Below are 15,276 nucleotides of genomic sequence, written 5' to 3' on the forward strand. Positions count from 1 at the left end.
CGGCTTTGGGTTCGCCCATCGGTCCGTGTGGATACGAATGGTCGGCGCACCGGTACGTGCGGATCGTGTTGCGGTGGGACGCGATCTAGCGAGAACGATCTGTAGAGACGGGCCTGCATCCCCATCGGGTGCCGGCCCGTTCTCTGCGCTCTGTGGATGCAATCCCGTTGCGCCTACGGCCACTGGATCGCGGACAGCGTCTGGACCGCCGTCGATCCTGCGGCGGCTATCAACGCCGCCCGGACCTCGCGACCCAACGCCTGGAGAATGCCGGCTCGAGGGTTGCCGTCTTTAAGTTCGCGGTCCATCGCATCGAGGTCGGCCTCGGTCCGCGTGCGCACGTCGGCGCTGACGTGGTCGAGAAGCTGCCGCGCGGCTGCGATGAACGCCTCGACGTCGTTGCGCTGGTCGAACGTGAACGTGCCGGTCTGCGTCGCGCCCGGGCTGCCCTGCTGGATCTGCGACCCGTACACCGATCCGTGGATGTTGGTGATGTTGACCAGTGGGACGAAATGCTCGGTCCTAGTCTTCGGATCGCTGATGGCCTCTTCCATCTCGGTGACCCCGTAGTGCGTGATCTGGACCGACGGCAGCCCGCCCATCGTCCAATGCGGCCTGACGAGATGCTCGCCCTCAAGCCACTTGATTGCGGCGGCCACGTCGTCTTCGGTCGGTATCGAACCAGACCAACCGTCCGGGACCTTGAACTCGTCTGTCTCCGCGATGTGGTACTCGTTGCCGCCGGTCTTGTCGTAGATCCATTTCGCCAAGATCGTGCGTAGCTGACGTTTGCTTTCAAGGTCCACGAACTGCTCCTGTTGATCATTAGGGGTATTACCGACAGAGCTCATTAGACAGTTGTCACGCCGCGTGGGCACAATTGCCGGAGGTTCCGTCACGTAAGCCGCGAATCTCGTCACGCTGGGTGTTTCTCCTCCGGCTGAGACGAACCGACGCGTCGCGTGTCCACGCATAGCCCCATCTCTCGGGCGGTCTCGGGCGGTAGCACAGCGCACACGGAACAATTCCCGCCGCGTCCAAACGAAAGGTGGCAACCTCGTCGAAGATCGCGTCGGTCACCGCGGTCGGAGATCGTGGTCGGCTCGCACGTCGTCCTAGGCAACCGCCACGACGCCGTCACGATCGTCAGATCAGCGTTGATCGAATCCCGTTTCCCCATGCTTGGCGCGGTCCGCCGAGGGTTCGAGCCTTCGCCATGATCGCCCTAGGATCGCCGGTTTCGCACCGGCGCGACGGTCACAAACTGGCCCTGAGCTGCGGGAATGCGGTTCGGATTGTGCCACATTGGGTCCACCGAATGACTTGATCTCGCTCCTGAGCTGCGGCTTCGCGGTTCGCGCAGTCGACTATCGTCGACCCGATGTGGCAGTGTGCGAACCGGAAGGCGCTGGCGGCCCCGAGCGGATACCGGGCGCCGGACACCTGCGCGCGGGTTTAGGTGCGCTTACGGCTTGCACGTGCGCAGCTTGCCGTAGCGGCGCGAGTGCCCGACGATCTCGCCGGCATTGATCGAAATTAGCTACGGTCGCGCACGTGGATCGCCTTTCCGAGATCACCTTGGTCCCACCTGTGGCGCCGGACGTTCCCTATGCCGACGCCGTGGGCGTGCCGGGCGGAGCAGATGAGCGACTGACCCTCAACCCGCCGCAGCCCTGCGAAGCCCGTCCCGCGACAGCGTTCGTAGTGGCCGACGTGCCTGCACCCGAAATCGCGTGAACGTGCCCGCCAGCGCCACATCACCCGAGCAATGGCGCACCCTTGTGCGTACGATCGCTTCGGTTTCCACCATGTACCGATATCCCGGCGAGGAGTGGCCGTTCGCCCTCCCCTCGACGTCGGCTGGGCTGCATGGCGACATCCAGGAGTTCCTGGTTGGTCGCGAGCCGCGGTTCGAGCTGATCTACGACCAGTGGCGGACGCGGACCGAGTGGCAGTTCGCGCTCGGGACAGACCTGTCCCGAGCCGAACTGGAGCAGATGTTTCCCGAGCCCAAGGGGACAACGATCCCCGGCATATCCAGGGCCGGCCAGGGGTGACGGACCGCGACGGTGCGGAAGATCTCCTCGAGGCGCGTTCGCCATCACCTTCAGCGACCGCTTCCCGGCCGCTGACACCTACTAGAAGATCGCCGGAAACACCGTTAGCGAGATAGTCCCCCCTCGTGGTCAGCCGGACTCGGTGGGCGAGGCCGATTGTTGGTCGAGGGCGTGCAATTTCGCGCGGAGGCTTGGCGCGCCGGGGTCGCCAAGACCGGTGAGGATGGTCAGGGCATCGGTCCAGGCCGCGCCGGCGGCGTTGGGGTTGCCGGAGGTGTGGTGGGTGTCGCCGAGGTGGGTCAGGACATTGGCCTCGTGGTAGCGCTCGCCGAGATTGCGAAGCAGGGCGAGGGCATGCTGGTAGCAATCAATGGCCTGGCTGTGGTGGCCGAGGTGGTGGTGGACGTAGCCGAGACTGTCCCATGTGCTGGCCTGCCCGCTGCGGTCGCCGAGCTGCTGAAACAGAGTGAGGGCCTGCTGACATGCGGTGAGGGCATCGGTGTAGTCGCCGAGCTGGGCGTGGCACCAGCCGACGGAGTTGAGGGCGTGGGCTTGTCCTGGGCGGTGGCCGGCAGCCCGATGGACGGTGAGGGCCTGCTGGCCGTGGCCAAGGGCCAGGTCGAAGCGGCCCTGTCGCTGCCAGAGGTAGCCGAGGTTGTAGTGGGTGTAGCCCTGGCCGACTTGGTCGCCGATCTGGGTGTATAGGTCGAGGGCGTGCTGGAGATGGGTGTGAGCGTCGGCGTGGCGGCCGAGCTGAGTGGTGCCGCGGGCCACGCCTCGGTGGGCGGCCGCCTGTGCGGCCGGGTCGTTCAGGCGTCGGGCGGCATCCACGGCGGCCTGCCAGGCAGCAGCTTGATCGGCCCAGTGTCCCTGCTGGTAGAGGACCATGTTGAGGGCCCAGGCGAGCTGCCAGGTGTGGGTGTCAAACCCGGTATCGGCGGCGTGTCTGATGGTGGCAAGAAGGGTGGGGTGCTCGGCGGTCAGCCAGACGATGGCCTGCTGGTGGTCGGTGAGTCGTTCGGGGCTGACGTCGGCGGCGGCTGCGGCGAGGGCCACGGGGATCGGGTCTCGGGTCGGGTAGAGAAGCCGGTCGGCTGTGTGGGCGGTGTGGGTGTAGTGGTCGAGCAGGCGGGTGAGGGCGGCGCGGTGGGTCTGGTCGGAGTCGGTGGTGTGAGTGAGCTCGGTGGCGTAGGCACGCAGCAGGTCGTGGAAGGTATACCGGCCGGGGACATGTTCGACGAGGAGGTTGGCGCGGGTCAGTTCGTTCAGTAGCCGCCGGGTCTCGGACACGGGGTGGCCGGCAAGGCTGGCCGCCGCCGGTGTGGCAATGTCCGGGCCGCGGTGGAGACCCAGCAGACGGAACAATCGGGCCGAGGGCGCGGTCAGAGCGGTGTACGACCAGGAGAACACCGCGCGCAACTGGCTGGTCGGGTCGCCCGCGTCCAGGGCGTCGAGCTGCTGGTCGGCTTGGTTGAGTTCGGCGGCGAGCGTAGCCAGGGGAAAGTTTGTTTGTTGGGCGCGGGCGGCGGCGATGCTCAGCGCGAGTGGCAGCCTGGCGCAGGCAGTGATGATCTGTTGTACCGCGTCGGGCTCGGCGGTGACCCGGTCACCGAGTCGGTGGGTGAGCAGGTCGCGGGCCTCCGTAGTGGACAGAAGGTCGAGGTGCAGAGGATGGGCACCGTCAGCGGCGAGCAGACCGGTGAGTTGGGTGCGGCTGGTCACCACCGCCATGGCGGTCGGGGTGCCGGGCAACAGGGGGCGGGCCTGCTCGGCGTCGCGGGCGTTATCGAGGACTACGAGGATCCGCTTGCCGGCAAGCAAGCTGCGGTAGAGGGCAGTTTGGGCGTCCAGGTCGGGTGGAATGCGTTCGGGTGGCACGCCGAGTGCGTGGAGGAATCCCCGCACGGCTTCGATCGGGGCCATCACCCGCCCGGTGGGGTCGAACCCGCGCAGGTTCACGTACAGCTGGCCGTCGGGGAACTTCTCGGCGACGGTGTGAGCCCAGTGCACCGCCAGGGCGGTCTTGCCTACCCCTGCGGCGCCGGACACCGCGGAGATCACCACCGCCGTCGATGCCCGCTCGGGCCGGCTGGCCACCAGGGCGGCAAGGTCTGCGAGGTGTTCGGCGCGGCCAGTGAACCCGGAAACGTCGGCCGGTAGCTGCATCGGCACCACAGGCTCAGCTGCCATAGGTCGCGTGGTGGCAGGAGCGGGGGGCGGGTCCAACTCGCCACGCAGGATTGCCTGGTACACCGCCTGTAGTTCGGCGCTCGGGTCCGCGCCCAGTTCGTCGGCGAGATGCTGGCGGACCGTGGCGTGGTGCTTCAGGGCCTCGGCGGGATCCCCGGCGGCGTGCAGGGCCCGCATCAACGCCACGGCCAGGGATTCCATGAGGGGGTATTCGCCGGTCAGGTCTCTGAGCGTCGCGATCGCCGCGCCCGGGTTACCGATGTCAAGTTCGGCGCGAGTCCAGGCAACGACGGTGTCGAAGTACTCCCGGCGCCACCGTTCGCGGGTCCGCGCCGGCCAGGATCCGGTCAACCCGTCCAAGGGGTCACCGCGCCACAGGCCGACGGCTTCGCGCAGTAATCCCGCCCGCTCATCGGCACGGTGCGACGCGCGGGCCCTTTCGACCAGACGGCGCAACCGATGGATGTCGATTAGATCGGTATCGATGTCGAGCAGGTAGCCACCAGAGCTGCGCACCACCGATGTTGGCGGCGCAGCAGCCGCCTCGGTGCGCTCCAGCAACCGCCGGATTCGGGTGATGTGCACATGCAAGGCCCGCCGCGCGCCGGGTGGCACCTGCTCCCAGACACGGTCCATCAAACTCTCCGGGGTCACCGAACGGCCGGCGTCGGCGGCGAGGACGGCAAGGACGTGCCGCTGCTGCCGGGGCCCGACATCAAGCTCTCGACCGTTGGCGCACACCTGCACCGGCCCTAGCAACCGAATCTGCACGGCAACCCCTCGAAACGGCGCCGCCGGTCGACGCCCGTGACCCCACCCTGACCGAGCTACAACAGTCTATTAACCATTTAGCCCACCATGCGCAGCCATCCTTTGGAAGTCCCTTCTTCGACCACCGAGCGCTGATCCACATTGGAGATCGATGGTTTTCAACGGCGTCCGTACTGGGCGGCCTCGCACCTGCACCTGTCGGCCCTTGGCTGACGCCGGCTGAAGGCGACTTCGCGATTCTTCGAATACCGACACCTACAGGGATCTCGTCGAGATCACTTCAGTGCTGCATCCCAGCAGTTTGGCAACTTCGGAAGGAGTCAGATGCGTCTTCGTACAAGATTGGGCGTGCTCGCCCCCGCGGTGGGTTTGGCGCTGGCCGCGTCGATGTTGGTGGTCGCGTCGCCGGCGAGTGCCGCGGGCCCCTCCCTCGAGCTTCCCTTCACCTGTGGCAGCTCGTGGCTAGGTAAGTCCGGCGGTAGCAGCGCGCACCGCAACTACGAGATCGACTGGAACCTTTCCTCCGGTGCGGAGGACAAGGGCAAGCCGGTCCTGGCTGCGGCTGCGGGAACGATCCGGTGGGAAGGCGGCGAGAGCTCGGATTACGGCAACTTCCTAGAGATCGACCACGGTGGCGGCTACTCCACCCTGTACGCCCACCTGGACGCCAAACTCGCGCACAACGGCGACGTGGTCCGCCAGGGCCAGCAGATCGGCACGGTCGGCAACACCGACGGGAACTCGCCCGGCATCAGCCCGCACCTGCACTTCGAGTTCCGCAACCGGGGCAGCGGTCAGGCCTACCCCGACTACATCCGGCCGGCCTCGTTCCACGGCGACCCGTTCGACTATGCCACCGGCCAGGAGATCTACGTCAGCCAGAACTGTGGTGTCAACTCGGGTCCGACGGGGACTGTTTCGGACTTCAGTGGTGACGGGGCTGCTGACGTGCTCGGTGTCAACGCTGCTGGCGACCTGCTCTACTACCCCAACAACAACTACGCCCTGTCCACACCGATCAAGATCGGTAACGGCTGGGGCACTTTCAAGCACGTGATGGCCGCCGACTTCTCCGGTGACGGAGCCGCCGACGTACTCGGCGTCGACGCCACTGGAAGGCTGCTCTACTACCCCAACAACGACTACCGGCTGTCCACACCCATCCAGATCGGCAGCTCCTGGACCACATTCAGACACGTCATGGCCGCGGACTTCAGCGGTGACGGAGCAGCCGACGTCCTCGGCGTCGACGCCAACGGCAACCTGCTCTACTACCCCAACAACAACTACCGGCTGTCCACACCGATCCAGATCGGCAACGGCTGGAGCACCTTCAAGCAGGTCATGGCCGCCGACTTCAACGGCGACGGAAAGGCCGACGTCCTCGGCGTCGACGCCAACGGCAACCTGCTCTACTACCGCAACACCAACCAGGCTCTGTCCTCCCCAACAGAGCTCGGCTTCGGCTTCGGCACCTTCAAACACGTCTTCGCCTCAGACTTCTCCGGCGACGGAGCAGCCGACGTCCTCGGCGTCGACTCCGCCGGAGCACTCCTCTACTACCCCAACAACAACTACGACATCTCCGGCCACAGCCAAATCGGCAACAGCTGGAGCACCTTCCCCTTCGTCATGTAACCCCCGGCGTCGCGGCACCCAGAAACCCGAAGAGCCGCCACACCCCTTCCTTCCGGACGTCCCTGGAGGTGCCTCGTTTGGTCCACAAATGGTTGGTCAGCTCGCTTCCGCTGGGCGGAACCGAGCTGACCAACCCATTTGTGTCGCGTGTACTCCTATTACGGGGGCGACCCCGGACCCCGCGTACGCTCCCGCCGGGTTCGATGTCGACGTCATTTGTCGGGGGAGAGGAGCGGCTGGCCTACGACGACATCCGGCTGACCATCACCGTCACCAACGACGCCGGACCCACGGCGCTTGCGGCGGCGACGTCGTCCAGCGGCTCGTCAAAGGGCTTCGGCACGATCGGGATGCGCGAGCGCGCTCTGTCCGCCGGCAGCCGGTTCGAGGCCGGACCCCGCCCCGGCGGCGGGTTCACCGTCGCCACGGAACTGCCCATCCGGCCGCATCATCGTCGCCGACGACCAGGCGCTGCTGCGCGCGACCTTTCGCATGCTCATCGAGGCCAATCCCGACATGGAGGTGGTCGGGGAAGCCGCCGACGGCGACGAGGCGGCCGCGGTGACCCATGCCCGCCATCCGGCCGTGATCCTCATGGACATCCGAGGTATGCGCTTGAGCGGGGAGACGGAGAATGACCTGCCGCGATCGGCTTGCCACGGAACGTTCCAGCAAATGGAGCACGATCACCTAATTCGTTAACTCGAGGTCAGCGCCGGCAGCCGTGTACTCAGCCGATGGCGTATCGCAGGTTCCGAACCCGTCACAGGTCCCCGGCGCCCAGCCGGCAACGACCCGAGCTCTGGATGCCGCATCTTGCCTGCTTTCTGGGTGGGACTTCTAGGGCCTCGCTATGTGCTTCGCCGAGCAGTTGCTGGGTCGTTCAGGCGTGTTGCCAAGCTGTCACGGCGGCCGACCCGCGGACCGGCCTTCGAACCGTCGAAATGTCCTCGAGGTGAGCGATGTGGAGCGATGGCGGTGCGGTTCGCGACGGTGCCGGACGGCGGGCACCCGCCACTTTTCCTATACGATTTGCCTGGGGTCAGCATGCCGCAGCGTTGTGACTGATGTCAACGGGTGCGCGAAAGCGCATGAAAGGACCGCACGTCACGATGGACGACGAAGCGATGATCGCGCGGGGCGGTGACGGGCGGGACGCCGCCGGGAAGATCGGGCGGGCGGCTTGCCGACCAGGGTGTACGACACCCTGCTCGGACAGCTGATGTCGCTGCGGATCGAGCCTGGCTCCCGCGTCACAATCGACGTCCTGGCGCGCGAGCGGGGGCTCGCAGACGCCGATCCGAGACGCCTTGAACCGCATGGAAGCCGAGGGCCTGATCGTGCGTGTGCCCATGCCGACTACCGCATTCCCCCGCAAATCACTCGTCACCGATTCGAGGACATGCTCGAGGTCCGTCTGCTGCTCGAGCCGGCGGCGGCGCGCAGATTCGCCGAACGCGCATCGTTGGCGCAGGTGGCCGGAATGCGACGAATGCCGGAGGAGATGCCGGAGCTCGAGAGCCCATGGCCTACGGCGAATTCGGGCTACGCGACGCCGCCGCGTACGCGATGCGTCGGCACATCCTGCGGTCCGGCGACCGTTTTCGACCAGTGTTCGATGAGGTCAAGGACATCGACGGAATGACGGTGGAGGCTTGACGGCCGGGTGGGGCCGAGGAATGCTAACGCAGTCGGATCGGATCGGATTGGATCCCCCGTCACCCGTCCCCCATATGCGAGGAGAAGCAGGTGCCTAGAGCGCTGCTCCTGACCGGTGATGCCGCCGAGGAACTCGACACCATGTATCCCTACTACCGCGTCCAGGAGGGCGGCTGGGACGTCGACGTCTCGTCCCGGACGATGCGTGACGTGCAACTGGTCATCCACGAGTTCGACCCCAACTCGGACGCCTACGTGGAGAAGAACGGCCGCAAGCTGCCCGTCGACGTGCCCTGGGCCGACGTCGACGTCGAGCGCTACGACGCCCTCATCATCCCCGGGGGACGTGCCCCCGAGTGGATCCGGGTCGACGCCGACGTCAGGCGCATCACCGAGCACTTCTTCGCCCGCGACCTGCCCATCGCCCTGGTCTGCCACGGCGCGCAGGTGCCAGCGGTCTACGGCCTGCTCAAGGGTCGAAAGACGGCGTGCTTCCCGCCGATCACCGGTGACATGGAGAACGCGGGCGCGACCGTCATCGACGCCCCCGACGTCGTCGACGGCAACCTCGTCTCCTGCCGGGGCTGGCCCGACATGCCGCAATTCGGCCGGGCGATGATGGACCTCTTCGCGAAGTCCGTCAACTCCGCATCCGCCTGAGCACACCCGGGCCTGCCCCGGTGACGGCACTTTGGACCGTCGCGGTCGACGGCTCCCTCATCCACGTCCTGGAAAGCGGCACCGGGCCCGCGGTGCTGACGCTGCACGGCTCCGGACCCGGCACGACCGGATCCGGCGCCTGGGCAACGACGGCGCAGGCGCTGGCGACGTGTGGCGGCTCCTGACCAGACGGGGCGCGGGATCGCACAACACGGATGGCAATCCCAACGGTTCCCCCTCCAGCGGGGGAAGAGGAGGAGAACCTCGCAATGAGGAAGCGCACTTCATACGCGTTTGGGCTCGCAGGGCTGGTCGCTGCGGCGGCGCTGCTGCTGCCGTCCGCGCCTGCCGCCAAGGCCGCGCCACCAGACGCCGGCGTGCCGGCCGCGCCTGCCGCCACGGCCGCACCACCAGACGCCGGCTTCAAGGTGCTCGTGGTGCGCAGCACCCAGGACGCGGTGTCGTCGGCCGGCCTGGCCGCGATCCGGGATGCGGCCAGAACCGGTCATTTCACGGTCGTGGCGCCCGCGCCCGCTGACGTGGGCGACCATTTCACGGAGAAGAAGCTGGCGCAGTACCGCGCGGTCGTGTTCCTGGACACGGGTCTCGCGAGCCCGCTCACGGACACGCAACGCGCGAACTTCGAGAGCTACTTCCGCGACGGCGGCGGCTTCGTCGGCGTCGGCTCGGCGGTCGAGACCGACGGGTCCTGGTCGTTCCTGACAGACATCCTTGGGACGCGTGCGTCCGGCAGGACCGACGTGCAATCGGGTGACGTGAAGGTCGCCGACCGCGTCCACGACGCGACCAAGGATCTGCCGCAGCTCTGGTCGCGGACCGACAACTGGTACAACTTCACGAAGAACGTCCGCGGTCTGTCACACGTCCTCGACACCGTCGTCGAGGACCCGTTCGGGCCGCAGCCGCAGGGCGCCAATCTCGACGGGATCGCCGGGGGCACGATGGGCGCCGATCACCCGGTCTCGTGGTGTAAGGACTTCGCGGGCGGCCGCTCGTTCTACACCGGCCTGGGCAACACGGCCGCGAGCTTCGACGCCGGCCTCACCAAGCACCTCAAGGGCGCGATCGGCTGGGCCGCGGGCAAGGCCGACCCGGTCTACAGCGACTGCGGCGCGACCGTGCTGGCCAACTACCAGCAGACGAAGATCGGCTCGCCGCCGAACCTGCAGGAGCCGATCGGCTTCGACCAACTGCCGGACGGCCGCGTTCTGCAGACGGACCGCCTCGGCTCGCTGCGCATGCACGACTCGACCACGGGCGTCACCACGGTCGTCGCCAACTTCGCCGACCCGAGCCTGCCGCTGACGCAGCAGATCTACTCCGCGGGCGAGGACGGGCTCTATGGCCCGGCGGTCGACGCCAACTTCGCGACCAACAAGTGGGTCTACCTCTACTACTCGGCGAAGGAGGTCACCGACGTCAAGCTGAGCGACGGATCGGTCGTCACCCAGATCACGCCGAACACCACCCCGCCGGACGTGGCGGCGTCCAAGACCGCGTGGGATCCGTACGTGGGCTATTTCCAGCTCAGCCGCTTCAAGTTCGTCGACGCCACCGACGGCACGCCGGCGCACCTCGACATGGGCTCCGAGCAGCAGATCATGCGCGTGCCGGTCAACCGCCAGGAGTGCTGCCACGTCGCGGGCGACATCGACTTCGACAAGCACGGCAATCTCTGGATGGTCACCGGCGATGACACGCCCGCGGGCGGCATCAACGGCGGCGGCTACGGGCCGTACAACTCGCAGAAGACCGACGAGCAGCAGACCGTGCGCGTCACCAACGCGACGGGCGGCACGTTCACGCTGACCTTCGAGGGTCAGACGACGGAGCCGATCGCGTGGAACGCCGATCGCAACGCGATCGACGCGGCGCTCGAGGCGCTCTCGAACATCGAGGCGGATGAGATCCAAACCAGCGGCGGCCCGGTCAACACGTCGAACGTCAACGTGTTCTTCCGCCGTGGCAAGCAGCAGTCCGATCAGGCGCAGATCACCGCCGACGGCGCCGGCCTGACCGGCACCGCCACGCCGGCGATCGCGACCAACACGGCACAGGCGGGCGGCTGGTATCAGCGGCTCACCGGTGACTCGCGCCGCAGCGCGCTGAACACCAACGACCTGCGCGGCAAGGTGCTGCGGATCAAGGTCAAGGACGGCGACATCTCGGCCGCCGACGCCAACAAGGTCGACTTCGGCTCCGGCACGGGCGCCTACTCGATCCCGTCGGGCAACCTGTTCCCGCTGGTCGCGGGCGCGCCGCAGGACAAGACGCGGCCGGAGGTCTATGCGATGGGTTTCCGCAACCCGTTCCGGATCCAGGTCGACGAGAACGACGTGGCCTACATCGGCGACTACTCGCCCGACGCCCAGACACCGCAGCGCTCGCACGGCCCGTCGGGCACCGGCCGCTACGAGATCGTGCGCAAGCCGTCCAACTACGGCTGGCCGACGTGCTACAAGCGCGACCTCGCGCACTACCAGTGGAGCTTCCACGAGTTCGCGCCCGGCACCACCACCCCGGGCACGCCGCTGAACAACCCGCCTCAGAAGTTCGACTGCGACGGGCCGACGCAGCGCAACGACTCGCTGTGGAACATCGAGGGCGGTCCGACGGTCGAGCCGGGCCTGCGGGACGTCCCGCCGGTCACCGACCCGGACATCTGGTACTCCTACCGCGACAACAACACGACCGCGCCGCTCGGCACCCCGTGCGAGGCCTACTACGCGCCGACCCCGGGCCCGATCGCGCCCGGCTCGACGACCGAGTGCCCGCGGCTGTTCCCCGAGCTCTTCACCGGCGGCGTCGGTCCGCACGGGGTCACGAAGTACCACTACGACCCGGCGAACCCGAACCCCAACAAGTTCCCTCCGTACTACGACGACTCGGTGATCATCAGCGAGTGGACGCAGGACACGCTGCGCGAGGTCAAGCTCGACAAGCAGAACAACCAGGTCCAGAAGATCAACAACTTCCTGGATTGCGGCAGCCGCGCTAACGCCGGGGCAGGCAGGTTCCGGTTCGAGTGCGACAACCCGATGGACCTGCAGTTCGGTTCTGACGGCGCCTTCTACATGCTGACCTACGGCAACGGGTTCAACGTCATCAGCCCCGACGCGGGCATGTACAAGTGGGAGTACGTCAAGGGCAAGCGCGCGCCGAAGGCCGTGCTCACCACGGACCGCACCGACGGCTCAACGCCGCTGACCGTGAACTTCTCCAGCGCCGGCTCGCTGGATGAGGATCCCGGCGACTCGATCCGCTACGAGTGGAACTTCGGCGACGGCTCGGCGATCGAGACCGACCCGAACCCGACACACACCTACACGCAGTCCGGCCGCTACACGGCCGTGCTGACCGTGCTCGACTCGTCCGGCAAGCAAACCTCGACCAGCACCGTGATCACCGTGGGCAACACGAGCCCGACGGTGGTCGTCAATACGCCGGTGGAGGGCGGGACGTTCGCGTTCGGCGACGACATCCCGTTCTCGGTCACGGTCACCGACCCCGAGGACGGGACGGTGAACTGCTCCGAGGTGCAGGTGACGTTCGTGCTCGGCCACGACGCGCACGGCCACGCCGAGGAGTCCGTCAACGGCTGCTCGGGAGTGCTCCACACGAACGCCGACGACGTCTCACATGGCGGCAACGTCTCCGGCGTGGTCCAGGCGCGCTACACCGACCACGGCGGTCCGGGCGGCGTCCCACAGCTGACCACGACCGGCCAGCACCAGATCCGCCAGAAGCACCAGGAGGTGGAGTTCGTCGTCAACCAGTCCGGCACCAATACGGCGACCAACGCCGACGGCGGCTCCGGCGTGCACCGCGGCAGCCTGGGCTCGGGCGACTGGCTCCAGCTCAACGGCCCATTCAACCTGGCCAACATCGATTCGATCACGTTCCGCGCGGCGGACGCGGCGACCGGCCGCACGCCCGGGTCGCCGCTGGCGGCAATCGAGGTCCGTCAGGGCTCGATCACCGGGCCGATCCTGACGACGGCCAACCTCGTGTCCACCGGCGGGACGGGAACCTGGACGAGCCAGACGTTCCCGGTCTCGATGTCCGGGACGCATGAGCTGTTCCTGGTGTTCCGCTCGGTCACGGGTGGCGCCACGGGCGGCAACCTGCTCAACCTCAACTGGGCCGAATTCGTCGGCACGGGCATCGGCAGCTAGCGAACCCTCCCCTATAGCGGCAAGAGAGAGAAGACACTCATGCGGAGAAGATTTCGCGCATCGGCAGTGGCCGCCTGCGTGACGGCGGCCGTACTCATCCCCGCGGCACCGTCGTGGGCAGAGGAAACGACACCGCCGACGATCAACGTGGCGACGCTGTCGCCCGCTGCGCCGACCGGCCAGAACAACTGGTACCGCGGCTCGGTGACGCTGAACCTGTCGGCGACCGACGACGTCGGCATCGCCAAGTTCCAGTACTCGCTCAACGGCGGCGCCGCCTACATCGACGTGCCCGTCGCAGGGGCGCCGGCGTCGGCCACGGCGTCGGCGGTGATCACGCAGGAGGGCAACACCAGCGTCCGGTACCGCGCGGTCGACACGTCCGGAAACGTCGCGGCGTTCCGCTCGATCTCGGTCCGGATCGACACGCGCGCGCCGGCTGCATCGTACCCGGCGATCACCGACGGTCACGTCGGTCACGTCGGCACACTTATCCCGACGCGCACGGACCCCGCCCCCGGCTCGGGCGGAGTGGCTGTGCTGAACATGTACCTCGACGGCAAGCTGGTCCCGCCGTTGCCGGTGGAGACCTCCGACCTGTCCCTCGGCGTGCACACGCTGGCGGTGCATCTCTCTGACGCTGCTTCCAACAGCGCGAAGTACACGCAGACGTTCATCGTGACGACATCGTTCGCGGACGTCGGCACGCTGATCGCCCGGTTCGTGACAGACGGCAGCATCCCGGCGGAGGTCGGCGCGGCGCTCCAAGCCCAGCTCGATCAGGCGAAGGCGCTCGCCGACGCCGGCTCGGATAAGCGCGCGAGCCAGGTCCTGAACGAGTTCGTCTCGATCGCCGGCGACCGGATCGCGCCCGGCTCGGCCCGCAGCACACTCGTGGGCGATGCGCGTTACCTGATCGACCAGCTCAAGGGCCGGCTCGCGCCGGAGCCCGCGACGGGCCTCGAGTCTGAGCCCGCGGAGGGCCCGACGTTCATCCCGGACCCGGTGCTCGCCCCGCTCCCGCACAACCCGAACGCCGACTACAACGTCCTGGTCTTCTCCAGGACGACGGGCTTCCGGCACGACCACATCCCGCACACCGTTGCCGCGATCCAGAAGCTCGGCATCGCGCACAACTTCAACGTCGACGTCTACGACCCGCAACTCCCGACCGTCACGCTGCCCACGAGCCCGTTCCTGAGCCTCGACACGCTCAAGCAGTACGACACGATCGTCTTCGAGTCCAACGTCGGGCACCCGGGCCCGCTCAGTCCGATCACCGAGCAGCCGAACTTCGAGGCCTACATGAACCAGGGCGGCGGTTATGTCGGCATCCACGGCGCCGCCGACTCGTTCGAGATCGGCACCTGGCCGTGGTACGGCAACCTCGTCGGTGGGTTCTTCACCAGCCATCCGGGCGGCCAGAACGGGTTCGGCCAGTGCGGCAGCTGCATCCACGCCGAGGTGGTGACCGAGGACAACACACACCCGGCGACCGCGCATCTCCCTGCCCGGTGGATGACGGTCGACGAGCTCTACAACTTTGACCGCAACATGCGGGCCGACGTGCACACGCTGTTGAGCCTCAACGAGGACAGCTACCAGCGCAGCCTCAACAGCGGCAACGCGGCCACCAACCCGTTGCGGCTGATGAACGGCGACCACCCGATCGCGTGGTGCCAGAACTGGGGCGGTGGCAAGGCGTTCTCGAACATCCTCGGCCACTTCCGGACGCAGTACTACGACGACTCGTTCATGCAGATCATCCTCGGCGGGATCGAGACGACCGCCGACCGCAAGGCCGCCAACTGCTCGTCCTACCGCGAGACCAGCCTGCTGATCGAGGCCGACCGAGCGGCCGGACTGCTGACCGCGGCCGCCGCGGACGCCGCTGGTGCCGCCCTGGACATCGCGCGGGACAGCTACCTGGCAACCAACTACACCGCCGCCATCCCGGCGCTGAACTCGATCGTCGACCTGGCGAACGACGAGGCCTCCGGCGACGCTGCGGCGCGTTCCGAGCTCGCGCGGCAGGCGCGCGCGCTGCGGGAGTGGATGCAGAACCTCAACCGCTGACCGGTTCACGCGGCGGGGGCGGTGGATCA

General features: G+C 67.4%; 12 protein-coding genes and 1 pseudogene. 10 read left to right on the forward strand and 3 right to left on the reverse strand.

Features of this window, described 5'->3' with window-relative positions; genetic code table 11:
- Window positions 1–173: 173 nt before the first annotated feature.
- Window positions 174–851, reverse strand: coding sequence for a hypothetical protein (locus tag AB0J74_RS14665; RefSeq protein ID WP_363448231.1), 678 nt, complete (start codon window positions 849–851; stop codon window positions 174–176).
- 703 nt (window positions 852–1,554) lie between these two features.
- Between AB0J74_RS14665 and AB0J74_RS14670 the strand changes: the two genes are divergently transcribed.
- Together AB0J74_RS14670 and AB0J74_RS14675 are read left to right on the forward strand one after the other, a co-directional pair.
- Complete coding sequence (locus AB0J74_RS14670) at window positions 1,555–1,737, forward strand: hypothetical protein (protein ID WP_363448232.1); 183 nt, start codon at window positions 1,555–1,557, stop codon at window positions 1,735–1,737.
- 71 nt (window positions 1,738–1,808) lie between these two features.
- Window positions 1,809–2,057, forward strand: coding sequence for a hypothetical protein (locus AB0J74_RS14675; RefSeq protein WP_363448233.1), 249 nt, complete (start codon window positions 1,809–1,811; stop codon window positions 2,055–2,057).
- A 129-nt stretch (window positions 2,058–2,186) separates the two neighbouring features.
- Here the strand turns inward: AB0J74_RS14675 and AB0J74_RS14680 are convergent, their stop codons facing one another.
- On the reverse strand, window positions 2,187–5,018 hold the full coding sequence (locus tag AB0J74_RS14680; protein WP_363448234.1) for a BTAD domain-containing putative transcriptional regulator: 2,832 nt from the start codon (window positions 5,016–5,018) through the stop codon (window positions 2,187–2,189).
- Window positions 5,019–5,342: 324 nt separating this feature from the next.
- Here AB0J74_RS14680 and AB0J74_RS14685 point away from each other — a divergent pair, with 324 nt between their 5' ends.
- Entirely contained in the window at window positions 5,343–6,656 is a 1,314-nt protein-coding gene (locus AB0J74_RS14685; RefSeq protein WP_363448235.1) for a VCBS repeat domain-containing M23 family metallopeptidase, read from the forward strand.
- Window positions 6,657–6,897: 241 nt separating this feature from the next.
- Here the strand turns inward: AB0J74_RS14685 and AB0J74_RS14690 are convergent, their stop codons facing one another.
- The gene (locus AB0J74_RS14690; protein ID WP_363448386.1) at window positions 6,898–7,095 is read right to left on the reverse strand and encodes a hypothetical protein; all 198 of its coding nucleotides are present in this window, start codon (window positions 7,093–7,095) and stop codon (window positions 6,898–6,900) included.
- An 11-nt stretch (window positions 7,096–7,106) separates the two neighbouring features.
- Here AB0J74_RS14690 and AB0J74_RS14695 point away from each other — a divergent pair, with 11 nt between their 5' ends.
- From AB0J74_RS14695 to AB0J74_RS14725, 7 genes and pseudogenes are all read left to right on the forward strand, one after another.
- On the forward strand, window positions 7,107–7,358 hold the full coding sequence (locus AB0J74_RS14695) for a response regulator (RefSeq protein ID WP_363448378.1): 252 nt from the start codon (window positions 7,107–7,109) through the stop codon (window positions 7,356–7,358).
- Window positions 7,359–8,058: 700 nt separating this feature from the next.
- Window positions 8,059–8,115 (forward strand): annotated as a pseudogene (locus AB0J74_RS14700) (hypothetical protein); the annotation flags it as partial.
- A 65-nt stretch (window positions 8,116–8,180) separates the two neighbouring features.
- The gene (locus AB0J74_RS14705; protein ID WP_363448387.1) at window positions 8,181–8,315 is read left to right on the forward strand and encodes a hypothetical protein; all 135 of its coding nucleotides are present in this window, start codon (window positions 8,181–8,183) and stop codon (window positions 8,313–8,315) included.
- A gap of 90 nt (window positions 8,316–8,405) precedes the next feature.
- Window positions 8,406–8,975 (forward strand): DJ-1/PfpI family protein, encoded by a 570-nt coding sequence (locus AB0J74_RS14710; RefSeq protein ID WP_363448236.1) that lies wholly within the window; start codon window positions 8,406–8,408, stop codon window positions 8,973–8,975.
- A gap of 20 nt (window positions 8,976–8,995) precedes the next feature.
- The gene (locus tag AB0J74_RS14715; protein ID WP_363448237.1) at window positions 8,996–9,160 is read left to right on the forward strand and encodes a hypothetical protein; all 165 of its coding nucleotides are present in this window, start codon (window positions 8,996–8,998) and stop codon (window positions 9,158–9,160) included.
- Between the two features lie 84 nt (window positions 9,161–9,244).
- Complete coding sequence (locus AB0J74_RS14720) at window positions 9,245–13,171, forward strand: ThuA domain-containing protein (protein WP_363448238.1); 3,927 nt, start codon at window positions 9,245–9,247, stop codon at window positions 13,169–13,171.
- Between the two features lie 39 nt (window positions 13,172–13,210).
- Window positions 13,211–15,247, forward strand: a complete 2,037-nt coding sequence (locus AB0J74_RS14725) for a ThuA domain-containing protein (protein WP_363448239.1) — start codon at window positions 13,211–13,213, stop codon at window positions 15,245–15,247.
- Window positions 15,248–15,276 lie beyond the last annotated feature (29 nt).

This window comes from Asanoa sp. NPDC049573 (assembly GCF_040676615.1).
GTDB lineage: Bacteria > Actinomycetota > Actinomycetes > Mycobacteriales > Micromonosporaceae > Asanoa.